Origin of the sequence: Magnetospirillum molischianum DSM 120 (assembly GCF_000294655.1) — a bacterium.
GTDB classification, from domain to species: domain Bacteria; phylum Pseudomonadota; class Alphaproteobacteria; order Rhodospirillales; family Magnetospirillaceae; genus Phaeospirillum; species Phaeospirillum molischianum.
This window is the reverse complement of sequence record NZ_CAHP01000042.1, coordinates 63,859-87,267: the sequence shown is the minus strand read 5'-3', so window position 1 is coordinate 87,267 and position 23,409 is coordinate 63,859. Positions and strand designations below refer to the sequence as shown.

General features: G+C 63.0%; 22 protein-coding genes and 3 pseudogenes. 10 read left to right on the top strand and 15 right to left on the bottom strand.

All coding sequences use genetic code 11. The features are described 5' to 3' along the window. From PHAMO_RS15415 to PHAMO_RS15395, 4 genes are all read right to left on the bottom strand, one after another. Positions 1–723: IS66 family transposase (locus tag PHAMO_RS15415; RefSeq protein WP_040567521.1), on the bottom strand; the 723-nt coding region annotated here is incomplete at its 3' end. Positions 724–1,111: 388 nt separating this feature from the next. Further along, positions 1,112–1,975, bottom strand: a complete 864-nt coding sequence (locus tag PHAMO_RS18715) for a hypothetical protein (protein WP_002730648.1) — start codon at positions 1,973–1,975, stop codon at positions 1,112–1,114. Positions 1,976–1,999: 24 nt separating this feature from the next. Then, positions 2,000–2,653: a hypothetical protein gene (locus PHAMO_RS15400; RefSeq protein ID WP_002730646.1), complete on the bottom strand. Its 654-nt coding sequence runs from the start codon at positions 2,651–2,653 to the stop codon at positions 2,000–2,002. Between the two features lie 60 nt (positions 2,654–2,713). Further along, the gene (locus tag PHAMO_RS15395; RefSeq protein WP_002730645.1) at positions 2,714–3,856 is read right to left on the bottom strand and encodes a relaxase/mobilization nuclease domain-containing protein; all 1,143 of its coding nucleotides are present in this window, start codon (positions 3,854–3,856) and stop codon (positions 2,714–2,716) included. A gap of 190 nt (positions 3,857–4,046) precedes the next feature. Between PHAMO_RS15395 and tnpA (PHAMO_RS20430) the strand changes: the two are divergent. The 4 genes and pseudogenes from tnpA (PHAMO_RS20430) to tnpC all read left to right on the top strand — a co-directional run. Continuing rightward, positions 4,047–4,253 (top strand): annotated as a pseudogene (gene tnpA, locus PHAMO_RS20430) (IS66 family insertion sequence element accessory protein TnpA); the annotation flags it as partial. 226 nt (positions 4,254–4,479) lie between these two features. Next, positions 4,480–5,226, top strand: coding sequence for an IS66-like element accessory protein TnpA (gene tnpA / locus PHAMO_RS15390; protein ID WP_051002454.1), 747 nt, complete (start codon positions 4,480–4,482; stop codon positions 5,224–5,226). Continuing rightward, positions 5,223–5,576: an IS66 family insertion sequence element accessory protein TnpB gene (gene tnpB, locus PHAMO_RS15385; protein WP_002730641.1), complete on the top strand. Its 354-nt coding sequence runs from the start codon at positions 5,223–5,225 to the stop codon at positions 5,574–5,576. The genes tnpA (PHAMO_RS15390) and tnpB overlap by 4 nt, the downstream gene beginning before the upstream one ends. Positions 5,577–5,657: 81 nt before the next feature. Continuing rightward, entirely contained in the window at positions 5,658–7,187 is a 1,530-nt protein-coding gene (tnpC, locus tag PHAMO_RS15380; protein ID WP_002730640.1) for an IS66 family transposase, read from the top strand. Between the two features lie 119 nt (positions 7,188–7,306). Here the strand turns inward: tnpC and PHAMO_RS15375 are convergent, their stop codons facing one another. The 4 genes and pseudogenes from PHAMO_RS15375 to PHAMO_RS18705 form a co-directional block, all read right to left on the bottom strand. Continuing rightward, positions 7,307–7,645: a hypothetical protein gene (locus tag PHAMO_RS15375; RefSeq protein WP_002730639.1), complete on the bottom strand. Its 339-nt coding sequence runs from the start codon at positions 7,643–7,645 to the stop codon at positions 7,307–7,309. Positions 7,646–7,854: 209 nt separating this feature from the next. After that, positions 7,855–8,352, bottom strand: a complete 498-nt coding sequence (locus PHAMO_RS15370) for a lytic transglycosylase domain-containing protein (RefSeq protein ID WP_268869808.1) — start codon at positions 8,350–8,352, stop codon at positions 7,855–7,857. A 291-nt stretch (positions 8,353–8,643) separates the two neighbouring features. Continuing rightward, the gene (locus PHAMO_RS15365) at positions 8,644–9,234 is read right to left on the bottom strand and encodes a hypothetical protein (protein WP_002730637.1); all 591 of its coding nucleotides are present in this window, start codon (positions 9,232–9,234) and stop codon (positions 8,644–8,646) included. A gap of 238 nt (positions 9,235–9,472) precedes the next feature. Beyond that, positions 9,473–9,727: pseudogene (locus PHAMO_RS18705) on the bottom strand (IS256 family transposase); the annotation flags it as partial. On the opposite strand from PHAMO_RS18705, the pseudogene PHAMO_RS15360 reads away from it, so the two are divergent. Next, a pseudogene (locus PHAMO_RS15360) lies at positions 9,727–10,326 on the top strand (IS256 family transposase); the annotation flags it as partial. The pseudogenes PHAMO_RS18705 and PHAMO_RS15360 overlap by 1 nt on opposite strands. Here PHAMO_RS15360 and PHAMO_RS15355 read toward each other — a convergent pair. Together PHAMO_RS15355 and PHAMO_RS20490 are read right to left on the bottom strand one after the other, a co-directional pair. Continuing rightward, positions 10,277–10,639 carry a hypothetical protein gene (locus PHAMO_RS15355; RefSeq protein ID WP_002730633.1) on the bottom strand — a complete coding sequence of 121 codons (363 nt, stop codon included), beginning with the start codon at positions 10,637–10,639 and terminating at the stop codon, positions 10,277–10,279. The pseudogene PHAMO_RS15360 and the gene PHAMO_RS15355 overlap by 50 nt on opposite strands. 397 nt (positions 10,640–11,036) lie before the next feature. Then, complete coding sequence (locus PHAMO_RS20490; protein WP_002730630.1) at positions 11,037–11,339, bottom strand: DUF2493 domain-containing protein; 303 nt, start codon at positions 11,337–11,339, stop codon at positions 11,037–11,039. 22 nt (positions 11,340–11,361) lie between these two features. On the opposite strand from PHAMO_RS20490, the gene PHAMO_RS20485 reads away from it, so the two are divergent. Further along, positions 11,362–11,745, top strand: a complete 384-nt coding sequence (locus PHAMO_RS20485) for a hypothetical protein (RefSeq protein ID WP_456085343.1) — start codon at positions 11,362–11,364, stop codon at positions 11,743–11,745. A 556-nt stretch (positions 11,746–12,301) separates the two neighbouring features. Here the strand turns inward: PHAMO_RS20485 and PHAMO_RS19150 are convergent. The 3 genes from PHAMO_RS19150 to PHAMO_RS20330 all read right to left on the bottom strand — a co-directional run bounded on the left by PHAMO_RS19150 (position 12,302) and on the right by PHAMO_RS20330 (position 13,786). Then, complete coding sequence (locus PHAMO_RS19150) at positions 12,302–12,577, bottom strand: toprim domain-containing protein (RefSeq protein ID WP_002730625.1); 276 nt, start codon at positions 12,575–12,577, stop codon at positions 12,302–12,304. Between the two features lie 108 nt (positions 12,578–12,685). Further along, positions 12,686–13,537: a hypothetical protein gene (locus PHAMO_RS15340; RefSeq protein ID WP_002730623.1), complete on the bottom strand. Its 852-nt coding sequence runs from the start codon at positions 13,535–13,537 to the stop codon at positions 12,686–12,688. A 57-nt stretch (positions 13,538–13,594) separates the two neighbouring features. Then, positions 13,595–13,786, bottom strand: coding sequence for a hypothetical protein (locus PHAMO_RS20330; protein ID WP_002730622.1), 192 nt, complete (start codon positions 13,784–13,786; stop codon positions 13,595–13,597). 309 nt (positions 13,787–14,095) lie between these two features. On the opposite strand from PHAMO_RS20330, the gene PHAMO_RS15335 reads away from it, so the two are divergent. From PHAMO_RS15335 to PHAMO_RS15320, 3 genes are all read left to right on the top strand, one after another. Then, positions 14,096–15,400, top strand: coding sequence for a pPIWI_RE_Y domain-containing protein (locus tag PHAMO_RS15335; protein WP_155801840.1), 1,305 nt, complete (start codon positions 14,096–14,098; stop codon positions 15,398–15,400). Further along, positions 15,397–16,026, top strand: coding sequence for a pPIWI_RE_Z domain-containing protein (locus tag PHAMO_RS15330; RefSeq protein ID WP_002730620.1), 630 nt, complete (start codon positions 15,397–15,399; stop codon positions 16,024–16,026). Before PHAMO_RS15335 ends, PHAMO_RS15330 begins: the two co-directional genes overlap by 4 nt. A gap of 2,966 nt (positions 16,027–18,992) precedes the next feature. Continuing rightward, on the top strand, positions 18,993–21,614 hold the full coding sequence (locus PHAMO_RS15320) for an RNaseH domain-containing protein (RefSeq protein WP_002730618.1): 2,622 nt from the start codon (positions 18,993–18,995) through the stop codon (positions 21,612–21,614). A 62-nt stretch (positions 21,615–21,676) separates the two neighbouring features. Here the strand turns inward: PHAMO_RS15320 and PHAMO_RS15315 are convergent, their stop codons facing one another. Both PHAMO_RS15315 and PHAMO_RS19605 read right to left on the bottom strand, forming a co-directional pair. After that, entirely contained in the window at positions 21,677–22,018 is a 342-nt protein-coding gene (locus tag PHAMO_RS15315) for a hypothetical protein (RefSeq protein ID WP_002730616.1), read from the bottom strand. Positions 22,019–22,052: 34 nt separating this feature from the next. Beyond that, a complete protein-coding gene (locus PHAMO_RS19605; RefSeq protein ID WP_002730615.1) occupies positions 22,053–22,250 on the bottom strand; it encodes a hypothetical protein in 198 nt (65 codons plus the stop codon). A 180-nt stretch (positions 22,251–22,430) separates the two neighbouring features. Here PHAMO_RS19605 and PHAMO_RS19145 point away from each other — a divergent pair. Continuing rightward, positions 22,431–23,379 (top strand): IS630 family transposase gene (locus tag PHAMO_RS19145; RefSeq protein WP_235720864.1). Its coding sequence is split into 2 segments (ribosomal slippage): positions 22,431–22,774 and positions 22,773–23,379, totalling 951 coding nucleotides; the frame shifts between segments, so codons are not numbered across the junction. Positions 23,380–23,409: the final 30 nt, after the last annotated feature.

Below are 23,409 nucleotides of genomic sequence, written 5' to 3'. Positions count from 1 at the left end.
GTGGGTGACGCCATCGACCCGGGTGGTGGTTTCATCCGAGGCGATCACCCGGGCGGTCAGCAATTTGGCCTTGATGGCCGCGCGTGCCTCGTCCAGCCCGGTCCGGACCCGACGGAAAGCATTGGCGATGGCGCCTTCCGAGACCGCCAACCCGAACAGGTCCTTCATCATCCGCGACAATCGCTCGAAGCCGACATGGTGGCTGTGGTGGAGATACAGAAGCAGGGAACGGACGCCCGGTCCGAACGGCGTTCCCGGTGCCATCCCCGTCGGCACCTCGGCCCGGGCACGACGTCCACAGCCGCCACAGCGCCCGCCGAACAGTTCGATTCGGGTCACCACTGGGCGGATCACCGGGAGGTCGATGTGGTCGTAGCGGTGACGGCACCGCTGCCGATCCGCCGACAGCGGCATCCCGCAATGGGGGCAGACCTCGACCAGGCGGCGCTCGGTTTTGTCCGGGTCCTCGGCCAATGGCCGCGATACCCCGGGGCGTGACGGACGCGGTTTCCGGGACCGGTCCTCGTGCGGCGAACTTTTCTTCCGACCGGGGCCGTCCTTGGATGGCGGAAAATGAGAATTCGACGAGGTCTTCTTCGGCTTGCTCAGCGCCGCTTCCAACTCGGCAATCCGGGCGGCCTGACGTTCGATCAACGCCGCCTGCTCTAACAGCAAGGCGTCCTTATCGGCGTCACTCAGGCGGTAGCGGATCGGAGACTTCATTCATCGGTTGACCCATATTCCACGCCTCGGCGCAAGCCCTTTTGCCAACCCCGTGAGCAATTACCCGGAGCCGGATGAATAATCCGGGCTAGAGGATCGCATCGGCTTCCCAAAAGGGTCGTTCGAGGCGATGTTGAATGACCAGCACAAGACCTACAAAGCCTTCAGCGGGAAGAAAATGCGGAAGCATTTTCCCCATGTCACGCCACCTGATAGGTGGATACGCTTGTTTCCGTTTTCGGGGAATGCCAAGACGCACACACTGCATAGGTATGGATGCGCGAACATCGAAAAGATCGCAGAGAATAATCGGGTCGGGTTTGACTGCCTTTCCGAGGCGGCGGCCCAGGGATATACTTTTGCCCAATGCTGTGCGTGAGCCACGGGATTACCGCACCACCTCTCCTGTTGCCGGGTCCACGCTTTCCAGCACACGTCCGTGCTTGTCAAAGGTCAGCACGGCGGTGCCCGCGATCAGCCGGTGCCAGCCGTTGCGCTTTTCGTCCAACACCCCCACCGTCTCATGCATGTTGGTCTCGGTCGGGCAGGTCCATCTACCGCGCTCGTGCTTGAGGATGAACGTCGAGCACCCCGCCGTGCCGCACCAGGCCGGGTCGGCGACCATCAGCAGGCGTTCCACCACACCGTCGTCGTTCAGGTCGGCAGTGGCGATGCGGATGCGGTTTTCGTCCACGGCCTTGCGCCAAAACGCGGGCGCTTCGTGGTCTTTCGCGTTCCGGCTCAGCCAGTCGCGGGCGAAGGCACGCTCGGCGTCATTGGCGAGCGTGCGGAAGGTCACGTCCTTGCCCTCTTCAAGGGTGAAGAGCGTGGTGAACGATCCGCGTCGTAACGAATGATAGTGGCCGCGCCGGGCCTCGGGAATGCCGACGTCGGCTTCGGGCATGTGTTCCGCATCGACCAGCCGCCAGCGCCCGGTGCTGAACCGGGCCACATAGGTCTGGCAGCCGTATTGGTCGCAATCCTGCGGTGTCGTCGCCATGACGAGCCGTTCGGGCGTACCGTCGCGGTCGATGTCGATCTCGGCCCAGCGCACCTGGCCCTGATCCAACCGCGAGGCCCACTCCTCGGAGCCCAGGCCCGACAGCCGGGGCAGCCAGGTCTCGACGAAGGCGCGGGCCTCGGGTGTGGTCGCGGGGGAAAAGACGACTTTCCGTTCCTGTGCTTGCTCGGCACCGGCGGGACAGGTCAGCAGCGTGGCGGCCACGGTCATGGACAATGCGAACAGACGCACGGGTTCAATCCCCCTCAAGCACCCTTACCAGTTGCCGCGAGTGTAGGGGGCGTTCTCGAAATCCCGCAATCGCTTCTCGATCTGCTTGTCGCGGGTCCGGTCCTCGGGCGTCTTCGCCTGCTGACCGTTCGCGCGTCGGCGCAGATAGTTCTTCGTTGCGCCCGCGCCGTGGCGATGAGCGGCAGCGGCAATACCGCCGTCGGTGATCTTCACCGTCTTGCCGCCAACGCCGTTGTAGGTTTTGCCGGAATGCCCATAGAGGCCCTTGGAATCGGCCTGGAGCTCGGCCTCGCGCATGATGTCGGACATGGCCGCCTCCTGCGCCTCGGGGCTGTTCAGGAAATCGTCGTCCGAGGTCACGCCATGCTGGCGTGCCTTGTCCGTCCAGGTGCCGCCGATCTTCCACCCCGTCTGAAGCAGGGTGTTCGGGGTGATCTGATAGCGCCCCAGGGCACCACCGGGATGGCGCTGGCCATAACCGTCATTGGCGTGCTCGGCACTGCGTTCCGCCTCGGCGATCTTCTGGCGGAAGGTCCCGTTGCCCTTGCTCTCCCACGACTTGCGTCCTTGACCGGAGGATTGGCCCCCACCGCCCGCTGGTGGCGAACGGTCATGTTCCGAGACGTGAACGACGCCCTTGCTGCCCCCACGGTCATAAGCACCACCACTGCCAGTCACGCCACGCTCGATCCGAGCGCGATATTCAGGCCGATAACGGCGCCACCAACAAGGCAGCCATCAGACGACGCTTACGGTGCGGCCGTCGACCGCATCGACGATCAGGTAATGGCGATCCGTGATCTCATCGGCCAGTCCTCGCGCCACCAGCCGGCCGACGATCGGTCGCGTTGGTGGTGCCGCCGGATCATGCAGGACGAGATCGGCTCCGGATCGAGCCAGCCCCTTGGCCGTCATCTCGCGGCTCATCATTTTGAGGATGTCGCCGCGCTCGCCCATCCGGCGCAGGGTGGTCTCGAGGTCATCGGCCAGCCGCCATTGCCCCGGCGCGACCTCCTCGACCAGACCGAGCCGCTTCAGCTTTTGCAGACGACCGGCGCGCAGGCTCTGCCGGAACGCGTCGTCGACACCCGCCTGCACCAAGCGGTCAGGACCGGCGTCGCGCAGCAGCTGGCGGTCGAGACTGGTCAGGCGCTCCTGCTCGACCTCCCGCCGCAGCCGGTCCTCGATCTCGCGCTCGGTGCGCGGCCCGAGGTCGAGGCTGACGATCTCGGCGGCGCGTTCCCGCAGACCGGTGGCGATATAGTCCCGGGCGATGATCAGGTCGCGGCCGCGTTCGTCCCGCCCCCGGAGGATGACGTGGCTGTGGGGATGGCCGATGTTGTAATGGTCGACCGCGACCCACTCGAGCCGGGTGTCGAGATCCTGCTCCATCCGCGCCATCAGCCGGCGGGTCAGCGGCTTCAGATCGTCGTACTGGTCGCCATCCTCGGGAGCGACGATGAAGCGGAACTGGTGGCGGTCGCCCTCGGCGCGGTCGAGAAAGTCGCGGCCGTCGGCCCGATCCGACTCGGCACCATAGAGCTGCCCGGGCGCGCCATCACGAGTCACGCCATCCCGCTGGATATAACGCAGATGGGCCTTCGCCCCGGCGACGCCCTTCCCCGCCAGTTTGACAATGCGGGATTTGACGACGACGCGGCGGCTGCGAAAGGCAGCATGGCGATCGCGCGACACCAGCATCCGGCCGATGCCGGCACCACGTCCGATCTGGCTGCCGTGGAAGCGCTGTTTGGGCGCGGCGGATCGGCCGCCGGCACGGTTCGCCGCCGCCAGTACCTGATGCAGAAATTTGCGGCCGCGCGTTCCGCCCCCGGCCCGGATCTTGCCGAGCTTCGGCTTGAAATCGTCATCCTGATTCATGGTCGGCTCTCCTGCGACTATATAAGAATCAAGGCGTTGGCTTGGTGCCGTCTCGCGACCGTCCGGGTCTATCTCGTAAAATAACGATGTGCAGACAATGACTTGGCGTCTCGACGAGACAGCCCTTTAATCTTGCCTTACACCACCCCGTGGTAAGCGTCCGGCTGTTGCACGATTGTTCTCCCTCCTCATGACCCGGCAGATTGTTCTCGACGGTGTTCAACGAGGATCTGATGAGATGCAGCAACGATCACGTTATGACAGCAAAGCCCATCGAACTTTCTGGTCGGTACACATCGAGGCGTGGCGTCGGAGTGGCCTCTCGCAACGCGTCTACTGCGACGAGCACCGTCTGTCGCGGCCGAGGTTTTCGAACTGGCTGAAGCGGTTCATGGACGAGGAAGAAATCCGCCAACACGCGGAAAGCCTCAGGAAATTGCACCAGGAACAGCGCAAAAAGCAGGGCGGCAAGCGCGTGCATCCCCGTTATGGCGCCCGCACCGACATGAATTGCCGCGCGGTGCAGGCGTTCTGGGCGATGCATGTCGAGGCAATGAATTGGAGCGGCATGCGCCTGAGCGATTATGCCGCGGCCGAGGTTTTCGAACTGGCTGAAGCGGTTCATGGACGAGGAAGAAATCCGCCAACACGCGGAAAGCCTCAGGAAATTGCACCAGGAACAGCGCAAAAAGCAGGGCGGCAAGCGCGTGCATCCCCGTTATGGCGCCCGCACCGACATGAATTGCCGCGCGGTGCAGGCGTTCTGGGCGATGCATGTCGAGGCAATGAATTGGAGCGGCATGCGCCTGAGCGATTATGCCGCGGCCCTCAATCTGTCCCCCACCAGCCTGCGGCGATGGCGCAACCGCTTGGAGGACGGCGAGGTGGAAATCGATTGGCGGGCGCATCTTCATCCCAGTGCCCGCCCCCAAATAAGCAGCGATGGGAGCAGCGCTGCTAAGGTTTCCCTGCCGAAACTCCCCTTGACAGACGCGTGCGAGGCCGATGGCCGAGCCAACCGGAGGAGCTTTTCCGACGAGGAAAAACGATCGATCGTGTTGGAAACGGAGCAGCCCGGGGTGAGCGTGGCGGAGGTCTGCCGACGCCATGGAATCGTGACGAGCATGGTCTTCCGCTGGCGCGTCCAGTTCGGTTTTACACGCCGGAAGAAAGCGGATTTGGTGACCGTCATGCAGTCCGATGGCGTGCCCGGGGAAGCGTCTCTGCCGGTAATCCTGCAGGATCTGCTGCAGCCTCCGAGCGGGATGATGGCTGTGGACCTGCCCGACGGAAGACGGGTTTTCGTTCCCGAAGGCAGCGATCCGGCGGCGGTCTGCCGCGAGGTTCTGGAAATGGAGGCCTGCCGATGATGATCGTTCCCGCCGGGGTAAAGGTGCATCTGGCGCTGGGCCACACCGACATGCGCAAAGGCATGGACGGACTCGCGGTCCTGGTTCAGGAGCACCTCAAAAAGGACCCGTTTTCCGGCCATCTTTTTGCCTTCCGTGGCCGCAAGGCCGACACCCTGAAGATTCTGTTCTGGGATGGAAACGGGCTGTGCCTGTTCACCAAGCGCATCGACCGGGGAAGGTTCGTCTGGCCGAGGATGCAAGATCCCGGCAGCACGCTGACGCTGTCGCCGGCCCAGTTGGCCATGCTGATCGAGGGCATCGATTGGCGCTCGCCGGAACGCACCTGGCGACCCTCCCTGGCCGGCTGACGACGACCGAAGGACGGAAGAAACACGTTCTGAATCAGCACTTAAGCTTGGACCAGAAAGCGCATTCTGGTAGAATTTCTCATGCGCTTTGATCTCGAAAACCTGCCCTCGGACATCGACCTTCTGCACCGATTGGTGCGGGAGATGGCGACGGCGGTGGAGACCCGCGAGCAGGAGATCGAACGGCTGCGCTCGATCATCAAGAAGCTCCAGCGCGCACAGTTCGGCCGTCGCTCCGAACGTCTCGATCCCGATCAGTTCGAGTTGGCTCTCGAGGAAATCGAAGGCGATATCGGCCACATCCGTGAAGAGCATCCCGCTCCGGCGGCCGAGCCGGAGAAGAGACGGCCGAAGCGCAAACCGTTGCCGGCGCATCTGCCGCGCGAGGACCAGATCCTCGACCTTCCGGACACGGTCTGTCCATGCTGCGGCGGCCCCCTGCACAGCATCGGCGAGAGCGTCAGCGAGATGCTCGATTGGGTACCCGCCCGCTTCCGGGTCCTGCGCATTCGCCGGCCCAAATACGCCTGCCGCACCTGCAACAACGCGGTCCAGATCCCCGCCCCGGAGCGCCTGATCGCCGGTGGACTGGCCACGCCCGCCCTTATCGCCCAAGTGCTGGTCAGCAAATATTGCGACCACACGCCGCTCTATCGGCAGGCGCAAATCTATGACCGCCTCGGGCTTGATCTCGATCGGTCGACGCTCGCAGGCTGGGTCGGCGGCGCTTGCTGGTGGCTCGAATCGCTGCACACCCGGCTCAAGACCAGCGTCTTGTCGTCCAGCCTCCTGTTCGCCGACGATACGCCGGTGCCGGTCCTCGATCCCGGCCGTGGCCGGACCAAAACCGGCCGTTTCTGGGTCTATACCCGTGACCAGCGCGGTTGGGCCGGCAAGGATCCGCCCGCGTCCGTCTATCTCTTCGAACCCGACCGCAAAGCCAAACGCCCGCAGACCCATCTGGCCGACTTCAAAGGTGTTCTGCAGGTCGATGGCTATGCCGGTTTCGAGACGCTGACGGCACGAAAGGAGGTCACCCTCGCCGCCTGCTGGAGTCATACCAGACGCTACTTTTACGACGTCGCCAAGAGTACGGAATCGCCGATCGCCCTGGAGGCTTTGCGCCGCATCAGCGAACTCTATGCCATCGAGAAAAAGGTCCGGGGACATCCTCCACCCCATCGATTGGCCGTGCGGCAACAGGAATCGAAGCCGCTCATTCTGGAATTGCGCCTCTGGCTCGATACCCAACTGCCCCTTGTGCCGGCACAGAGCCCCCTTGCCGACGCTATTCGTTATGCCCTCGCACGCTGGCCGGCGCTGACCCGATTCCTTGATGACGGCCGCATCGAACTCGACACCAATCCGGTCGAGCGCGCCATTCGTCCCGTCGCCTTGGGACGCAAAAATCATCTCTTCGCCGGGTCCGAGGGCGGAGGCGGACGTTGGGCCATCCTCGGCTCGCTCATCGAGACCTGCAAAATGAACGACGTCGAACCCTATGCCTATCTCGCCGACATATTGACCCGCATGCTCAATGGGCATCCCGTCAACCGGCTCGACAAACTGCTGCCATGGGCATGGAAAGCCGCGCAGAACGTCAATACCTGATCCCGTGTCCAGACCACACGCTTACAACCCTGATTCCCCCTGTTCCATCTGCGCTGTCCTACGCTCTCTTCTCCGGACCGAGACTTAGAAATAGGGCCGGAAAACCAGCCCGACGAGGGTCACCCCCCGCCGTCCAGGAACGCCTGTTCGGCGTCCTCGAAGCTGTCGAAATGACGCTGCTTCAGCAGCGCCCGGACGCGCCGATTGGCATCAACGAGGCAGGTCGCAACGATGTAGCGGCTGCGGAAATAGCCGATGATGCGGACGATTCCGGCGTCGAATTCCTCGTCCTCGAAGCCGTCCCAGGCCCCGAGATTGCGTTCGGCGAAGCGGCTGTCCCAGGCGAAATCGGCGGCTTCCGCGGCGATGATATCGGCGATGACATCGGCGCCGAATTCCTCGGCCAGCGCCGGAAAACGATCGAATTCGGCGTGCGGATGAACGAAGGTCTGCGACATGGCACCCTCCTGAAATGATGTCCTCCTGAGCGAGGACACCTCCCAGGAGCAGCCGGAGACGGGGCGGTCAGGGACGCCGCAGGCGCCGCGCAGCGGGGCGTGGGGCGGGACCCGTCGAGCTATAGCTCGACCCTTGAACGCCCCGTCGCCCTGGCCGGAAAAATCATGAGGCCGAGATGAGGCCCCTGCTTCCGATTGAAGTCCGCCGCTCATTTCTGGCTGCCCGAAGCGGTGGTCAGCGTCACGAACAGGCCCCCCGATGGCGGCGTCAATGTCCCCATGGTGGACGCGTGCAACGGAACGAACAGACGAGTCCCCGAAAGCGGCACCGGTCGGCTTTCGGCGATGGTGGCGAGGTAAATCCGTGTCTCGGCGGGCAAGGGTCGGCCGCGCAAACTCTGCTCGTATCGCCCCGGCCCGGCATTGTAGGCGGCGAACATCCCGGTCTGGCCGAAGCGGTCGAACATCGCCAGTAGATAGGCGGTGCCGGCCAGGATGTTGTCGCGCGGATCGGCCGGATCGGGACCAAGACCGTGGGCATCGCGCATCTCGCGATAGGTGTCAGGCATCAACTGCATCAGCCCGATCGCCCCGGCCGGCGAGGTGATCGGGCTTCCATCGCGCTCGGCCTGGCCTCCGCTTTCCGCCCGGATCACCGAGCGAATCCACGCTTCGGGAATGGCGAAGCGGCGCGACGCTTCGGCGATATCAGCGTCCCAGCGATCCAGTTCGGATGCGCCTCATGGCGGCCAAAAATGATGATTTTCTCGTTGCTCGATAGCGGACAACGAGAAACATCTCAGGACGTCAAACTACCAATCTCGTGGCAGGACCTTCGAGTCTTCCCGGGTGCGCCATTTTATTTATTTAAATAGCCAGTATGGCCCCGCGCCAGCGGTGGCGGGGTTTTGGTTTTGGCCCGAATAGGGTTTAACCGGGCAGAGCGGTTAGGGGGGGGCTGCGTTGACGCTGCCTGGGCGTGGGCTACCTCTGCTCCCTTATTTCATATTGAATTTTGTGTTCGGCCCGCAGGAAACGCCATCCATGATCCAGAGATTGCCCGAACGGATCATGCGGTAGGTGGCAACGACCCCTGGCAACCGAGGCCATTTGAGGGAAACAACGGCGGCCCCATGCCCTGTGTTTTCGGTTCTATAGACGTATCCGACGTCGCTATAGTCCTGCACACAGGTGATCGGGTTATAGTCAAGGCCGCAAATCTCGCCATCGTAAACACCGTTACATGTTTTATTCAAAAAGCGACGCTCCACGTCCGCGACGCGTTTCATCAGTTCCTTTGAAAATAGGGCTGTGTATTTCTTGTCGCGATCTTTATCGCGGTCGGGACGCTTGGTTATGAAGAGAAACAGGCTGTCGTCGTGGTCAGAGAGGCGGATGATGTGGTCCAGGGCGAGTTCCGCATCGGACGCGGCCTGATGAAAGCCATTTTGGGGTGGCGGGGCAGAGTCCACAGAATCCGGCCCCGTTCCGTTTGATTGCGCCCGTGCTGGGTTAAAGCCCAGCGCGATCACAATGCTAATTGCCGCGACGATAGACGACATGAGGTGGCTGCCGCGTGCGGTAGCCATGACCTCCCCACATATCTCTTTGCTTGAAATCGGAGATCCATTGCTTCCCGTCGTAGGCCGCGATGTGGCCCGACTCGTTGCCGCCGGGATAGGGCTGGATGACCGCCACATCCCCTTTCTCGGGGCGGTATGTCCCCTCATCAACGGGAGTGAATCCGTTTTTCTCAAGAGTCGGCCCCCAATCTTTAGCGTCACGAGGACGTGCCGAGCTATGCTGGAATCTGGGTGACGAGCCCGATCAGGCGACGGTTTGAGAAACGGCCTCGGTACTCTGGACACCGTCGATAAATTTGACGCCGCTTATGAGCTTGGGCAACTGATTTTCGCCCTTGAGACGACGCCAGGTTTTGGCGGCGGCCATGACCAGCTTGAAGACCATCAGCTTGGCGGTCGTCGCCGACAAAGCCCCCTTGGTCCGGACGGTGCGGTGCCGGACGGTGGCAAAGACGCTTTCAATGGGATTGGTCGTGCGCAAATGCACCCAATGCTCGGCGGAAATTGCTGGTCGATCTGAAGGCTCGTGGTTTGGCCATTGCTCCAGAACTGGCCATCGGTGATGGCGCGCTGGGCTTCTGGAAAGCGATGGACGAGGTGTTCCCCTCGACCCGCCACCAGCGCTGCTGGCTGCACAAGACCCGCAACATCCTGAACAAGGCGGCCAAATCCGTCCAGCCCGGCATGAAGAAGGACCTCGCCGAGATCTGGATGTCGCCCGACCGGGCGGCGGCGGAGAAAGCCATCGATGTCTTCGCCGCCAAATACGGCGCCAAATATCCCAAGGCGGTCGAATGCCTCGAAAAGGACCGGATGCCCCTGCTGGCCTTCTACGATTTCCCTGCCGAGCATTGGGTGCATCTGCGCACGACCAATCCCATTGAAAGCGTTTTTGCCACCGTCCGGCACCGCACCGTCCGGGCCAAGGGGGCTTTGTCGGCGACGACCGCCAAGCTGATGGTCTTCAAGCTGGTCATGGCCGCCGCCAAAACTTGGCGTCGTCTCAAGGGCGAAAATCAGTTGCCCAAGCTCATCAGTGGCATCAAATTCATTGACGGTGTCCAGAGCCCCGAGGCCGTTTCTCAAACCGCCGCCTGATCGGGCTCGTCACCCAGATTCCAGCATAGCTCTCTCCATTGCGCCATTCCATGGTTCGCACGGTGCTTTGCCGTCCCCTTCCACTCGCCACCTTGGTCCCGTCCGAGGCGTAGATATGTCCATCAGCGTCTTGGAAGCGGGGGAGGGCATCCGTGTGGTCGCCGCGCAGGTTCCCATCGGGATAAAGGGTGGCGAAGCCCTGGGACACCATGTCGCGCCAGGACTGGGATTCCGGGTGACGCGAGTTGGTGTAACGCGGGTCGGTCATGGCGGTCTTCAGATTGGCCTCGGTCAGGGCGAACGGATATTTCATGATGGCTCTCCTTATGCGAGCGTCCGGGCGCAGATCATCTGCAAGCGGAGTCGTGGCTCCGGCGGCGCGCCTGATCTGGGGTGGAAAATGAAAACGCCCGGAACCATGGCTGGTGCCGGGCGCAATTGGTGTGTTGATGAGCAATCGTATCAGAAGGAACGACGAGACGGCAACATGATGTTTGTCTTTTGTTCTTCACTGGGTCCCTTCAACCACCCACAGCGCTCTACTCCCCCGATCCTCCGGCTTCCCCGCTTGTATGCCAGCGGCGGTCACCGCATCCCGCGCCACGTCCGCTTACCCTATTTCCCCATCGGAGAGGAGACATTCCGCCTCAGGCCCAACTTTGCCATAGCAAGACCCCGACGCAAGCGACCGCTTCTGCCCGAAGCGGCGCTTACGCGCCGCCCTCGGAGCCGAACTTCCATACCGGGATGCCGAGCTTTCGGGCCTTGTCGACGAGGTTTTCGCTGATGCCGGAGCCGGGGAAGGCAATCAGGCCGATCAGCAGCACCTCGAGCATCTGGTCGTTGCGCTTGAAGGGGGCGGCGTTCTTGTGCCGGGTCCAGTCCGGCTTGAACACCACCTGCGCCACCTTGCGCGAGTCGGCCCAGCAGGCGGCGATCCGCTCGGCGCCCTTCGGACTGCCGCCGTGCAGCAGCACCATGTCGGGATGCTTGGCCCGGACGCGGTCGAGCACGTCCCAGATACGGCGATGGTCGTTGCCACTCGGCCCCGCCGGTGAAGGCGATCCGGACCCCCGGAGGCAACAGCAGCTGGGGGTCGGCGCGGTGGCGGGCGGCGATAAAGTCCCGGCTGTCGATCACCGCGACGGTGAGGGCGCGATGGTTGACCATCGAGCCGACGCGCGGCCGCCAGGAAGAACCGGTAACCGCCTCGTAGCGGTCGGCGGCGGTGTCGCGGAAGAACTCGAAGGCGTTGCGACGCTCGATCAGCCCGAGGCCCTGTTCGATCAGCCGCTCCAGTTCGACCGAGCGCACCTCCGAGCCGTTCTGTTCCAGCCGGGAGCGGTTCTGCGCCTATTCATTGGCGTCGAGATCGCGCTCGAGCCGGTCGATCTTGCGGTGGAAGATGGCGACGAATGACCACAGCAGGTCGGCGAGATCGTCCTCGAGTCTGGTGTCGGCCAGCAGGGCGGCGAGGGAGTCGATGATGCCGGCGAGTTCGCCCCGCACTGTCTCGGGCTCGGGCAGGGATCGGGCTCGTCCTGACCGGGGCGATAGAAGTAGAGGGTCAGTTCATCGAGCAGGCTGGCGGTAGCGGATTGGGCGTGAGTTTCCGGTTCGCTCTCGGGATCGGGATCAAGAAACGGGAGGGAGTTGGTGGTCATGGCGGGCTCCTCGTCGCTGGGACCGCGCCCATCGCGTCCTTCACGGGGATCGCCGGCCAGGGCTGGAACCGGGGGCGCACCCGGAGGGCCGAAGCCAACGGCGGAGGAGGAGCGGCCCGCGCTTTCTTGCCGCGCGAGGAGGCCGCAGGCCGGGGAAGAAAGCAAGCGGGGCGGTCCTTGCGCTCCCGGTCCGCGCCCTGGCAGATCCCCCGCACGGGAAGGCCGTGGGCCGCGGCTCCAGGCGTATCGGGGCGCCCACGAGTCCCCCCTGTCCGTTTTACTCAGCCCGAAGACCGGACACACGCCCCCGATCAGTCCCGATCGTGAGGACCGAGGAGCCGCCGCGCATCTTCCGGGACGAGTTGCCCGACCAGATGCCCCCGGAGCCAATCGGGGCCGAAGCGCAGCAGATCGGCGTTGAAATCCCCGCCCCACGGCAGCAGCGGCCGGACCTCGAGCCCCTGGGCGGCCCCGCGTGCGATCAGCCGCTCCACCGCATTGCGACCGGCAGGATCGTTGTCACGGGCGACATACAGGCGGACCAAACCGGGCGGGAATTCAAGAGCGGCGAGGTGGTTGGCGGACATAGAGGCTGCGGCCCGGGTTCGGACAAAGAGCGCAGGATTTCCGGCAACCAGCCGCTGCCGGCCAGCAGGCGTTCGGCCTCGCGGGCCATGTCCTGCTTCTTCAGGTGATCAATCATCTGCACCGAATCCTCGCCCTTGGCCTCGCGCACCGCTTCCAGGATCCGGGCCTTGGTGACCCTGCCGAGATAGGTGTCGAACGGTCGGCACCCAGCCCGCCGCCGCCATGTCGAGCCCCACCGCCCGGGCGAGGCGATCGGCGTGAGAGAGACCGCGCGGACGGCGGTTCCACGGATCATGCATGGCGTTGACGGTGAGCGATGCGCAATGGGCAAACAACGCCGCCTGGCTGTCGCCGTCGAACCCGGTCAGCGCATCCCACAGATCGGCGGCGTCCGCGGGCAACTGCCCGAGCCAGTTCTGATGGCGGGCGTCGATCGCCTTGGCGGAGGCGGTGTCGGCCAGCCCCGGCGCCTGGGCGGCGAAGGTCGCGCTCTTCGTCTCGATTTCCAGGCACGATTCGGCACCACGGCGGTAAAACGCGCGCAGGCATAACGCGTGCAGAACCGCCTGGAAGGCGACGCCCGGGGCACGGCCGAGGGCGTCGCGCAACGCCAGGGTCCGATGCGCGGTCAATTCGGTGATCAGACGATCCGGCAGCGGCTTGAGGCCGTCTTCCTCCTCGGACGGATCGGCAGTCACGCTCGTGGCGCCGACCGCGAGCGGAATCGTCCCGGCCTGGACCGAAACGCTCCCTTCGGCATCGGGCACCGGGACGGGCTCGGGCCGGACATAACCGCGATCGACCCGCAAGCGGTCATACTCGGCCTGAAGCTGGTCCCGCTCCGCCTGATCCGCCTCGGTCAACGGGATCGGAGTGCCGATCAGCCGCCGCATCCGGGCGGTATGGCCATAGGGAAAATCGGGAGCAACCTCGACCCATTTCCACCCCTCGGCCCGCACTGTTTCGGCCTCGGCGGCGAGTTTTTCGCTCGCCAGCCGGTCGAGCAGGGCCGGGTCCTACAGCCAGCCGCCGCCATCGGGCTCGAACAGGTCGCGCTGCACCACCCCGCCGGCGGCTTCAAAGATCTCGATGCCGACGAAACGGACCCGCTTGTCGGCGGCCCGCGCGAAATTCGACGTTGCAGGCCCGCATGAACTCCTCCAACTGCGGTCCGCTACGATACCGGCCGACCGGTGGCGTGGGATCATTGGCGCTGCCGCCAGAAATAACCTCGGCCAGCGCATCGATGGTCTGGGGTGAAAGGCGGATGACGGCTGTTATTGGAATGTTGCCCAAGCTGTTCCGGCGGCGATCCCGGTAGTAAAGCTAGAAATCCATTGCGCAGCAAGGCTGCACGGCCACCTCATTATCCAGATGTGGTGTGTTACTGCCGCAACGAGGCCCTATATATTCTCCGATAAGTCCTTTTGGTTGCGTGTTACGCGTCGAAATGTCTTGCGGCGAGACATATGAGACACTATCGTTCTGCGTGATACATGTGGAACGAATGGTGGCGCATGCCCATCGAGCTCTCAGATTTCCAAGTAAGGTGCCAAGCCCTTTTCGCTGAGGTTCTCGGCAATGGCCGTCGTTGGAAGACGGCGTGTGCTCAAGGCTTGGGGATCGGGCGCGCCACCCTATACCGCTACTTCGAAGATGAGACAGCAGTTCCGGACGAAATCTGGCTTAGGCTTGAGCGGCTGGAGCTGCCGAGTTCACCGAGCTTCGACGACCGGACGCTGGTGGCTATGTTTGCGTCCGCCCTGCTCAAGGTCCAGGCGCAGATCGACGAGAAGGGCTTCTTGTCTTCCCCCTATCCGGCCGAACTGCGTCGTGCCTTTGACCTTGGCGCCGCCCGGAACATCACCGCCAAGACGGCTTCTTGGCCGACCGACCTCGACCGGCTCATGGCCTTGGCCAAGGAACCGCTGTTTCGCTGGGTTCCCGACATGTCGTGGGACAAGGCCGACGAATTCTTCGCCGCACGCCTTGTTGAGGACGGCGAGATCTCCACCGACTGCCGTAAGCTGGCTGTGGCCAGCGGCAATCCCGAACGCGAGATCGAGGAAAACATCGGCTATGAAATGCTGATGGGCATTTGCCGTGATCGAGTGGACGGCGAAAACCTTTATCGGATTTGGCGCCGCACGGTGATCGAGAATCCGGTCGTCGCCGGGTATGCAACCATTATCGCCAACCCTGGGCTGGCCGATGTCGAACGTGTCGATGAAATCGTCGAAGCCTTCTACCAGCGCATCCCTGATGCGGTCGCCGTGAATGGCCAACTGCCCATCTGTACCATCTCCGGCACTATCCTGCGACGGGTCGGTGAAGACAGTGGTGTGACCCGGTTTCACACCGAATGCCGTGATCCCGAGGCCATTCGTCGTGCCAATGCCGGTGTTCATGACACTCGACGCTACCGGCCGGGCATGATGCAGTTGCGCCGTGCCTTTCGGACCTATTGGTGCCTTCCTGGTCGGGCCGAATTGGAATTGGAACGGCGTTTCCGCGAAAAGGGTTGGCAGACCACACTCTGGCCGAATCTCGACCGCGTTGACCTGGTGGCGACTTCGGCCAGCGGGCGCCATCTCGCCATTGACGTGAAGGATTACCTCTCGCCGAATACCCTGGCCGCCCGCTTCAGTGGCTTCAAGGAATTCACCGCCGACCACGAATGCTATCTGGTGATTCCGGATTACATCCCTGAGGTCGATGCCCGGTTCGAGGCAAAGTTCGAAGCCTTTCGCGCCTCGCTCGGCAAGACCACGGTCGCCCTCCAGACCGTCTCCGGTCTGATCGATGAACTGGAGGCGGCATGAGAACCGACAACGACTTCATCGACCAGTACAAGGACCTGCTCAAGGCGGTCGATCCATCGGCTGCGAGACTGTCGAAGGAAGAACTCCGATCGCTTGGAATGACGGAACTCTGCCTGGCAGCTGTCGCCGAATTCCTGCCGGATCAGGATATTGCCGCAGTCCCCTCGTTGATGCTCGGCTACCCTGCCCTTGTACCCGGAGCCGCCAATAATCCCCACCTCGAAAAGGCGCTCTCCAGTCTTCGGCACCTGTGCGGGCGGTTTGGCTCCATCTCGGCCTGGATGGATGCCTGCCGAACACACGCTCAACTTCCCGAGACCATGCGCTGCTACGAAATTCGGGGCCGCAAGCCCGCACTCCGCGCCGCTGCGCCACCCAGCGTCCTTGCCCACCTTTCCCAAGCCCTGCGCCAACAAGTGCCGTGGGTTCGTCGGGCACTGAAGGTTGCCGATCCTGGTGCCGCGCGTGTCCGCGTCGATCGCGGTCGGACCCTGCTTTCCTACGACATTCCTTCGGTGCCGGTTCAGGACCGGACGGTGCAGCAACATTTCCTCGCCGCCCGGACCGCCCAGGAACCCATCCAGGTACGGCTCGCCGATGAAGGCTATTGCCAGGCAGGTCGATGAGAAGGAGGCGCAGCGCGACTGGCCCTCCAGCTTGCCTCCCCTGCATCTAGCTGGCCGATTGGAAAAGACGCTCAAGCTCGAAGGGTTGGCGCCGGGCTTCTTCGACGGTGAGACGCTCACGCTGGAAGGCGCCAACCACTTGGTCGGAATGCTTTCCTCGGGCAAGTCGACCTTGGTGATGGGCTTGATCTTCGCCCTGGCCAAGGGTGGGACCGGGAAGCGGATTGCGATCATAGTCACCGACACCATCCAAGGTGCCACTCTGGCTGCCCGCCTGCGAAAGCATGACGTAAAGGCGACGGTTGTATCCAGCCTCTACAACCGCGAACGCCACCTCAACTCGATCCATTGGCAGCAGGGGCTGAGCAGCACCGGATGGGCACTGTCGTCGCTCGGCGACATCTCCCAGAATTTCGGTGTCGCATGTCCGCTGGACGGGCTTCAGAATTCCGATCCGCAGGTCATTCGTGGCGGTGCCGGTGACGTCGGCTTCCCGTCGTTCAAGGAGAAGCAGTGCCACCGCATCTACCAGAAGGTTCCCGACGACGAGGTTGAGGGAGGCGACGGCGCCACCAGCGAACTCGTCGATGACGGTAGGGCGCGTTCGTGTCCACTCTGGGCGGCGTGTCCCGCGCAAGACCAACAAAGGGCGGCGGTCGACGCGCAGGTGTTGATCATGACACCGCAGGCCTTTGTCCACATGACACCGGACAAGTGGACGACCGATCACCATCTGACGATACCGGAGTTGCTTCAATATGTCGCCGACTTGGTGATCATCGACGAGGCCGATGCGGTTCAGAAGTCCCTGGACGACGCATTCGCACCCCGTTCGCAGATCATGGGCGACGAACGCGATGTCTATGCGCCCTCGATCAGCACGAGGTCATCGGAGAAGCTCCGGGAAAAAAGTGGACTGCAATTCAGCAAGGCGACCAACGCCCGCTGGCAGAACAACTTCTACACCTTCTTTCGCCTAGTCGGCGACATCTACGCCATGTTGCAGAATGAGCAGGCGTCCTTGAGCAAGGTGTATCAGAACGCCCCGTTCACTGCCGCCAGCCTGCTTTATGAGCTTTGGCGCAAGAAGATCGATGAGTCCGGCGCCAGCCGGACTGATGAAGAGGTGGAGACCGAGTTCCTCCAGTTGATCCGCGTGGCTTCGGCCATTTCCAAGTTCTCCCCCATGTCGGGCGTAGCCGAGGACGAGGAAGGTAGTCGCGGCGAGAGGCTGGAGTTTGATGATCCTCGCTTTCTGACAGCGGCCGACGCGCTTCAAGAACTCGCCCGGCAAGTCCTCTTCGCCGACTACTACGCCGACATTCTACCCATGGCCGAGACCATGCTCACCGAGCGGCTGGAGCCGTTCTGCCTGTTGTCCGAGGAGGACATCCGGCTTCTTTCGGGCAACGGCGCCGACAAGGCCACACGGGATGTCGTCCTGGTAAAACGGCGCTCGAACACGCTGGTGGTCCTCCTGGCGGTGGTCGCCGAACTCGCGCTGGCCCACTACAACTGGCTGGTCAAAGCTCAGCCCGCCGTCGCCGACGACTTCGGCATCGGCGACGCGGAACTGCTGACCCAGGCCAACAATCTGATCCGCCATTACCGCAGCCTACTGCCGAGCAATCCTGCAGGATCCATCTTCGGTCTGCTGTACGACGAGCCGAGCAAGGAGCGCGCGAACCTATTGGGCGGCAAGCTCACCATGATCAACCACTTGGGCGTCGGCCGGTATCTGCTAACCCACCTCCATGATCTGCTCAAGGGCGAGGGGCAGGCCGGTCCCAACGTCTTGATGCTGTCCGGCACCAGTTGGGCTGGCGGCAGCGCCCGGCGCTACGATCCAGAGGTCAAAAGGCCCATCGATAGCGCCTCTCCCACCTTCGACGTCCAGGTGCCGGTCAAGGGCGTCTTGGTCCAGCCCGAGGCCGAGTTGGAGGCGATCAAGAAGTCCAAGTTTGCCCTCGTGAACATCCGGAACGGCGACGGCAACCAAGTCGTGATCTCGGGTGCCAATGAGAAGGAGCGGCGCCAGAACTTGGCCTTCATCGCCGAGAAGTTCGCTGCTCGGCAAGACGACTCCAACCTTTTCGAAAGGCAGTGGCGGCGGCTGGAACAGGCTTGGGGCGCCGACGATCTGGCCGACCGCCGCCGGGCGATGCTGGTCGTCAACTCCTATGCGGATGCAGCGGGCGTGGCCGACGCCTTGATGCAGGCGCTGGAGACCAATGGCTTTGCCGACTGGAAGGTGTTCTGCCTGGTCCGAGACCGGGGCGATGATGCGAACCAGACGGTGGGCACCGGGCCGAGACTGGCTCGGCCGCTGCCTCGCTCCCTGGTCGAAAAATTCGGCGAAGAGGGCGAGAAAACGATCTTGGTTGCACCAATGCAGATCGTGGCGCGGGGCCATAACATTCTGAATAGCCACGGCAAGGCCGCCATTTCTGCCATCTACTTCTTACACCGCCCCCACCCCCGGCCTGATGACCTTGGCCCAATCATCGGGCGCCTGAACCGCTTCGCTTTGGAAAGGTTCGACAAGGGCCTGAAGCCGGTCGACCGCCCGGAGACGTTGGGTGCCCGGGCAAGGCGGATGCGCTACGCGGCCACCAACATCGTCCGCTACAGCCTGGACTTCCGGGGTGGCTACAAGAACCTACCTGGCGAATTCAAGGCGCAGTTCGCCTGGGACATGCTAACCCCGCTCTGGCAGACGATCGGGCGGGGGNTTCGCGGCGGATGTCCAGTCTTCATCGGTTTCGTCGACTACAAGTTTGCGCCCCTGTCCTTCGACTGGAAGGACAACGCCCCCATCGACAACGGCAAGACCAGTGCTCTGGTTCAGGCGATCCATCAGTTGAAGCTGGCGATGGATCCCGAGAGCAACCCGAACGAACATCGTGTCGCCCGCCTTCTCTACGAACCGTTCTACCGGGCCTTGTGCCAAACGGAGGGTCTCAAGCATGGCTAATATTGATACGCTTCAACTCTCTGCCTGGGTGCCCACGGGCCAAGTCGAGCAATTGGTCTTGACCCGGTACAAGATGCCGACTTCGGCGCATGAGATTCTGGCCCAGTGGTGCCGCGAGAAGACGAACCGAGAGAGCGATCCGATCACCGTTGTTCTCCAGGGTCTGTCTGAAATTCTAGCGACCTTGGTCCCAGACGTCGCCTTCATGAAGCACGATTACGACCGGGTGGAGCGCGGCAAGCGGCTTCATCTATTTTTCCTGGGCGACCGCTCGGGTGACGAGGCATTGCGCTCCAAGGTCCAAGCCGCCTTTTCGATGTGGCTGGGCATTCTGTACCCCAACAAGCCGGGGGACATCCGCGCAAGCATTGCGGCTTCGGTGGCCGACAGGGCCAACTGGGTGTCCTTCGAGGTTTCGACCAAGCTGAAGGAGCATCCCGGCGCCTGTGCCGTCCCCGAGGACGGCATGCTGTACGACGCCCTGACCGCGCATGCCGCCCGAGCGTTGGCGGGGAAGCGAATCACCTTCAGGTCAGGTGAGACCAAGCTGTTGGTCTTGGAGACCGCCCAGGCCTCTCCGTATGAGGGCCTCGAATTGGTCGCGTTTCCGCCCAAGCGTGACCCGAACAAACCCGACTGTTTCTGGTCGGAGGTCATCACCGTCTCAGCCGCAACCTTCCCCGAACGCCCCGGCATCCACATTTTGGCCCGGCCCTCGATCCGGAACTGGGGCACAATTAGCCGCTGGTCAACCAACTCGGATCCGACCCGGCGCATGGACGTCTTCATCCCCGGTCAGATGGGTGATGATGACATGGCGCCCTGTTATCAGCATTCGTCCTTCGAATTCCGGCCGAGGCAGAACAAGACCAAACCCGAGCGCTCTATCGTGGCCGATTGGAATCACAAGGAAGATGAACGAGTCCTCGATCTGGTCCGCCGCCTGTCCGGGAGCAACAAGGTCGACGGCGGCGATGTCGTCTCGCCGGTCGCCAACGATCAGGGGCTATGGGCCTTACCCCGCCTCGGCAATGTCCACGGCGACCGTTATCTCCCAGGCGGAAGCGGCGTCGGTTGGTTCGATCGCATGGACATGGCCAATTCGCTCGATGGTGCTTTCGCCGAGGCCGGGTTCCAGCGCGTCGGCGCCTTGGCCCGGCTGAGGCGTAGCCTGGGTGTCGAGAAGCCCTTCGGAGACAAGGGCGAGCATGTCGATCGCCGCAAGGCGTTGGCGAAGGCGCTTGCTCGCCTCGGCAATCCCAACAACCACCTTGATCTCTTCGTTCTTCATCAACTGGACGGCACGCCGACCGCCGTCGTCGAGGAAATCATCAAGTTCTTCGGCGAGCCGACCGGACGAGAGGGCGCGACGTTGCGCTGGGCCGACGAGCAGCTGTCCATCAGCGTGATTTCCTCCTCCGCCGGTCCGCTGAGCCTGAAGTTGCCCAAGGTCGAAGTCACCGAGGATGAAAAGATTGGCCGCACCGCCGCCCAGATTTCCCAGGTGCGGCGCCACAAGCAAGATGAGCGGAACCGCACGGTCGAAGAGGCAATGACCGACCACGTAAGGCAAGTCCGTGGCAATGGCGCCGCCGTGGCGTGCGCGATCCTGGAGATGAATGCGGAACTGAAGGAGGACTCCTGGACGGATCCCTACGCGATGGCCAAGCGGGAACTCGCTCGCCACCGCATCCTTCCCCAGGTGGTCCTGGTCGAAGCCGAACAGGCGACGGATAAGTATCGGATGGCGGTGCGGGATTGCGTCCGCATGCTCGGCGTGGTGCCGACCAATGACGAAACCCTCGACTACGCTCCAGCCGCGATCACGGTGATCCAGTTGAACAAGGAGATAGTGGGCGGTGGCCGAGCCAGCCATGCTTTCCCGCTGGCTGCCCGTGTTCGCCAAGGGGCGCTCGAATGTGCGGTGCCTACCGAGAACGGCGAACCGGAGTGGATCCCCTATGCCGAGGCCGGTCTCCGTATCCTGTCAGGAAATTACGGCAAGTTCGGCCGCTCCCGCGACGACGAGACCGAGCAGAAATACGGGGCCTTCTTCGCCAACGTGTTGGAGCAGATCGATAGCCACGGTGCCTGCGCCGTGATCGCCGAGGCGGAGACCATCGCCCAGAAGTGGCCGGGACTGCAGAACGGCAAGCTGATCTTCGATCACCTGCCAGTCACCAATCAAACCTTCACCCCGAGCAAGCTGCCCAACACCCGTATCATCAGGGTCAGCCCGGATCCAAAGAAGCAGCCCACGCACTATCATGAGGGAGAGAACAAGGACGTCTCCGGTTTCTTCGCTTGGGAAGGCACCGAGCGGACCTTCTACGCTCTGAAGGTTGCGCCCCGGTCGGCGAAGACGGTGAAGGGAAACTCCGTCATCTCACGGCATCTGACCGAGGACAGCAACATGCGCCGGGATGACGCCGTGCGGCAGCTAATGCAGCTGGATGAGATCTGCGTCGTCTTCTGCCAGCCCGATGATGATTTCCAATCTCTCGCGCTGCTGACCCACCGGCTGCGCCAGGTCCACGCCCAATTCAGCGATGACACACGCAAGCCGTTTCCGCTGCACGAACTGCGTCTCCTCGGTCGGAGCGCCACCCTCTGACCGTCCCGAAAGGCCAAGGAAGTGCCACCACCAAGGATCAGGACGAACGGATGGAGCGAGGGTTAGCTCGCCGCGAGCAGGCCTTTCAAGAACGGAAATTCAGCGACACAGATCTCGTCGATCTGCGCCCTGATCCGGTCGTCTCCGTCATTGTGGTCGGCCAGGCACAGGTAGTAATTCCGGCCTTCGTGTTGGGCATAGATGATCCACTCGCCCGTGAACTGGCGCCCGGCCGACCGCCGTTCCCAATTGCCGATGACGGCATCGTGGGCGATGCGGGAGGCGTCTTCCTCGGTTAGATAATACTCCTCGCCGGATTCGGTGACTTGGCGGGCACGCTCCTCGATCCACGGCAACCCGTGCCGGTTCGTGCCGTTGATCAGGTTCTTGATAATGGCGCCCATGCCGTCGGCGAAGTAGTGCTGTGTGCCACAGCCCTCACAGAAAGGGGCCTTTGAACATGGTCGGCGGCTTCGTGGTTGTCGGCTGGCCGTGCTCCAGCGCGTCGATCTCGCGCATGACCTTGAGGTAGTTCAGCCCGCCGGACAGATAGGACGTCGCCAGCTGGATGAGCAGCAGGGCTGCTGTAGCGCCCCGGCACAAACTCTTCCAGGCGGATGATCCTGGCAATCTCATTGAGTTCGGTCGTGCGATCTTCGCCGTTCACATAGAGTTGCGAGAACCTCAAGGCTGGGCGCCCCACCCGGAGATGGCCTGCTGCGCTAGAGCATCATCCACTCATATGGAATCATTGGGGATTCCCAATTAGGGAAAAGTATGATTCAAGATTGGGGCTGGTGAAGGAGGCCAGCCCTGATGGCGACATCCCTTTCCACGGATCTTCGGCAGCTTCTGATTTCGGCGGTCGAGAGCGGTCAATCATGCCGTGCGGCGGCGAAGCGGTTCGGGGTTGCTGCCTCGACAGCAATCAAATGGGTGAGCCGCTGGCGATCGGAAGGACACGCCGTGTCGAGGCCGCGTGGCGGCGACCGTCATTCGCACCGGATGGAGGCGTTGGCCGAAGAGATCCTGGGGCTGGTAGAGCAGACTCCCGACATCACCCTGGCCGAGATCGCGGCCCACCTGGAAGCGGTACACGGGGGCAAGATCGCCCCGAGCAGCGTATGGCGCCTGCTGGACCGCCACGACATGACCTTCAAAAAAAACGGCGCACGCCAGCGAGCAGCAACGGCCCGACGTTCTGCGGCGGCGACATGAGTGGTTCGATCTCCAGCCGGAGCTTGATCCCGAGCGCCTGGTCTTCATCGACGAGACCGGTGCCTCGACCAAGATGGCGAGGCTCCGCGGGCGTGCCCCTCGCGGCGAGTGGTGCCGGGCGCCGGTGCCGCATGGGCATTGGAAAACTACCACCTTCGTCGGCGGTCTTCGTCTGAGCGGCATGACCGCGCCGATGGTTCTCGACGGCGCGATGAACGGCCAAGCCTTCCTGGCCTATGTCGAGCAGGTGCTGGCGCCGACCCTGACCCGAGGTGACATCGTGGTCATGGACAATCTGCCCGCTCACAAGCTCGCCGGGGTCCGCGCCGCCATCGAGGCCGTCGGCGCCCAAGTCATGTACCTCCCGCCTTACAGCCCCGACTTCAACCCCATCGAGATGGCCTTCTCGAAGCTGAAGGCTTTCCTCAAGAAGGTCGCAGCCAGGACCAAGGAGGGTCTCTGGGCGGCGATAGGCGACGGCATCGGCACCTTCACACCAGACGAGTGCATCAACTATTTCGCAGCCGCAGGTTATGACCGCGATTGAACGGAAAATGCTCTAGGAAGTCGTCCGTGA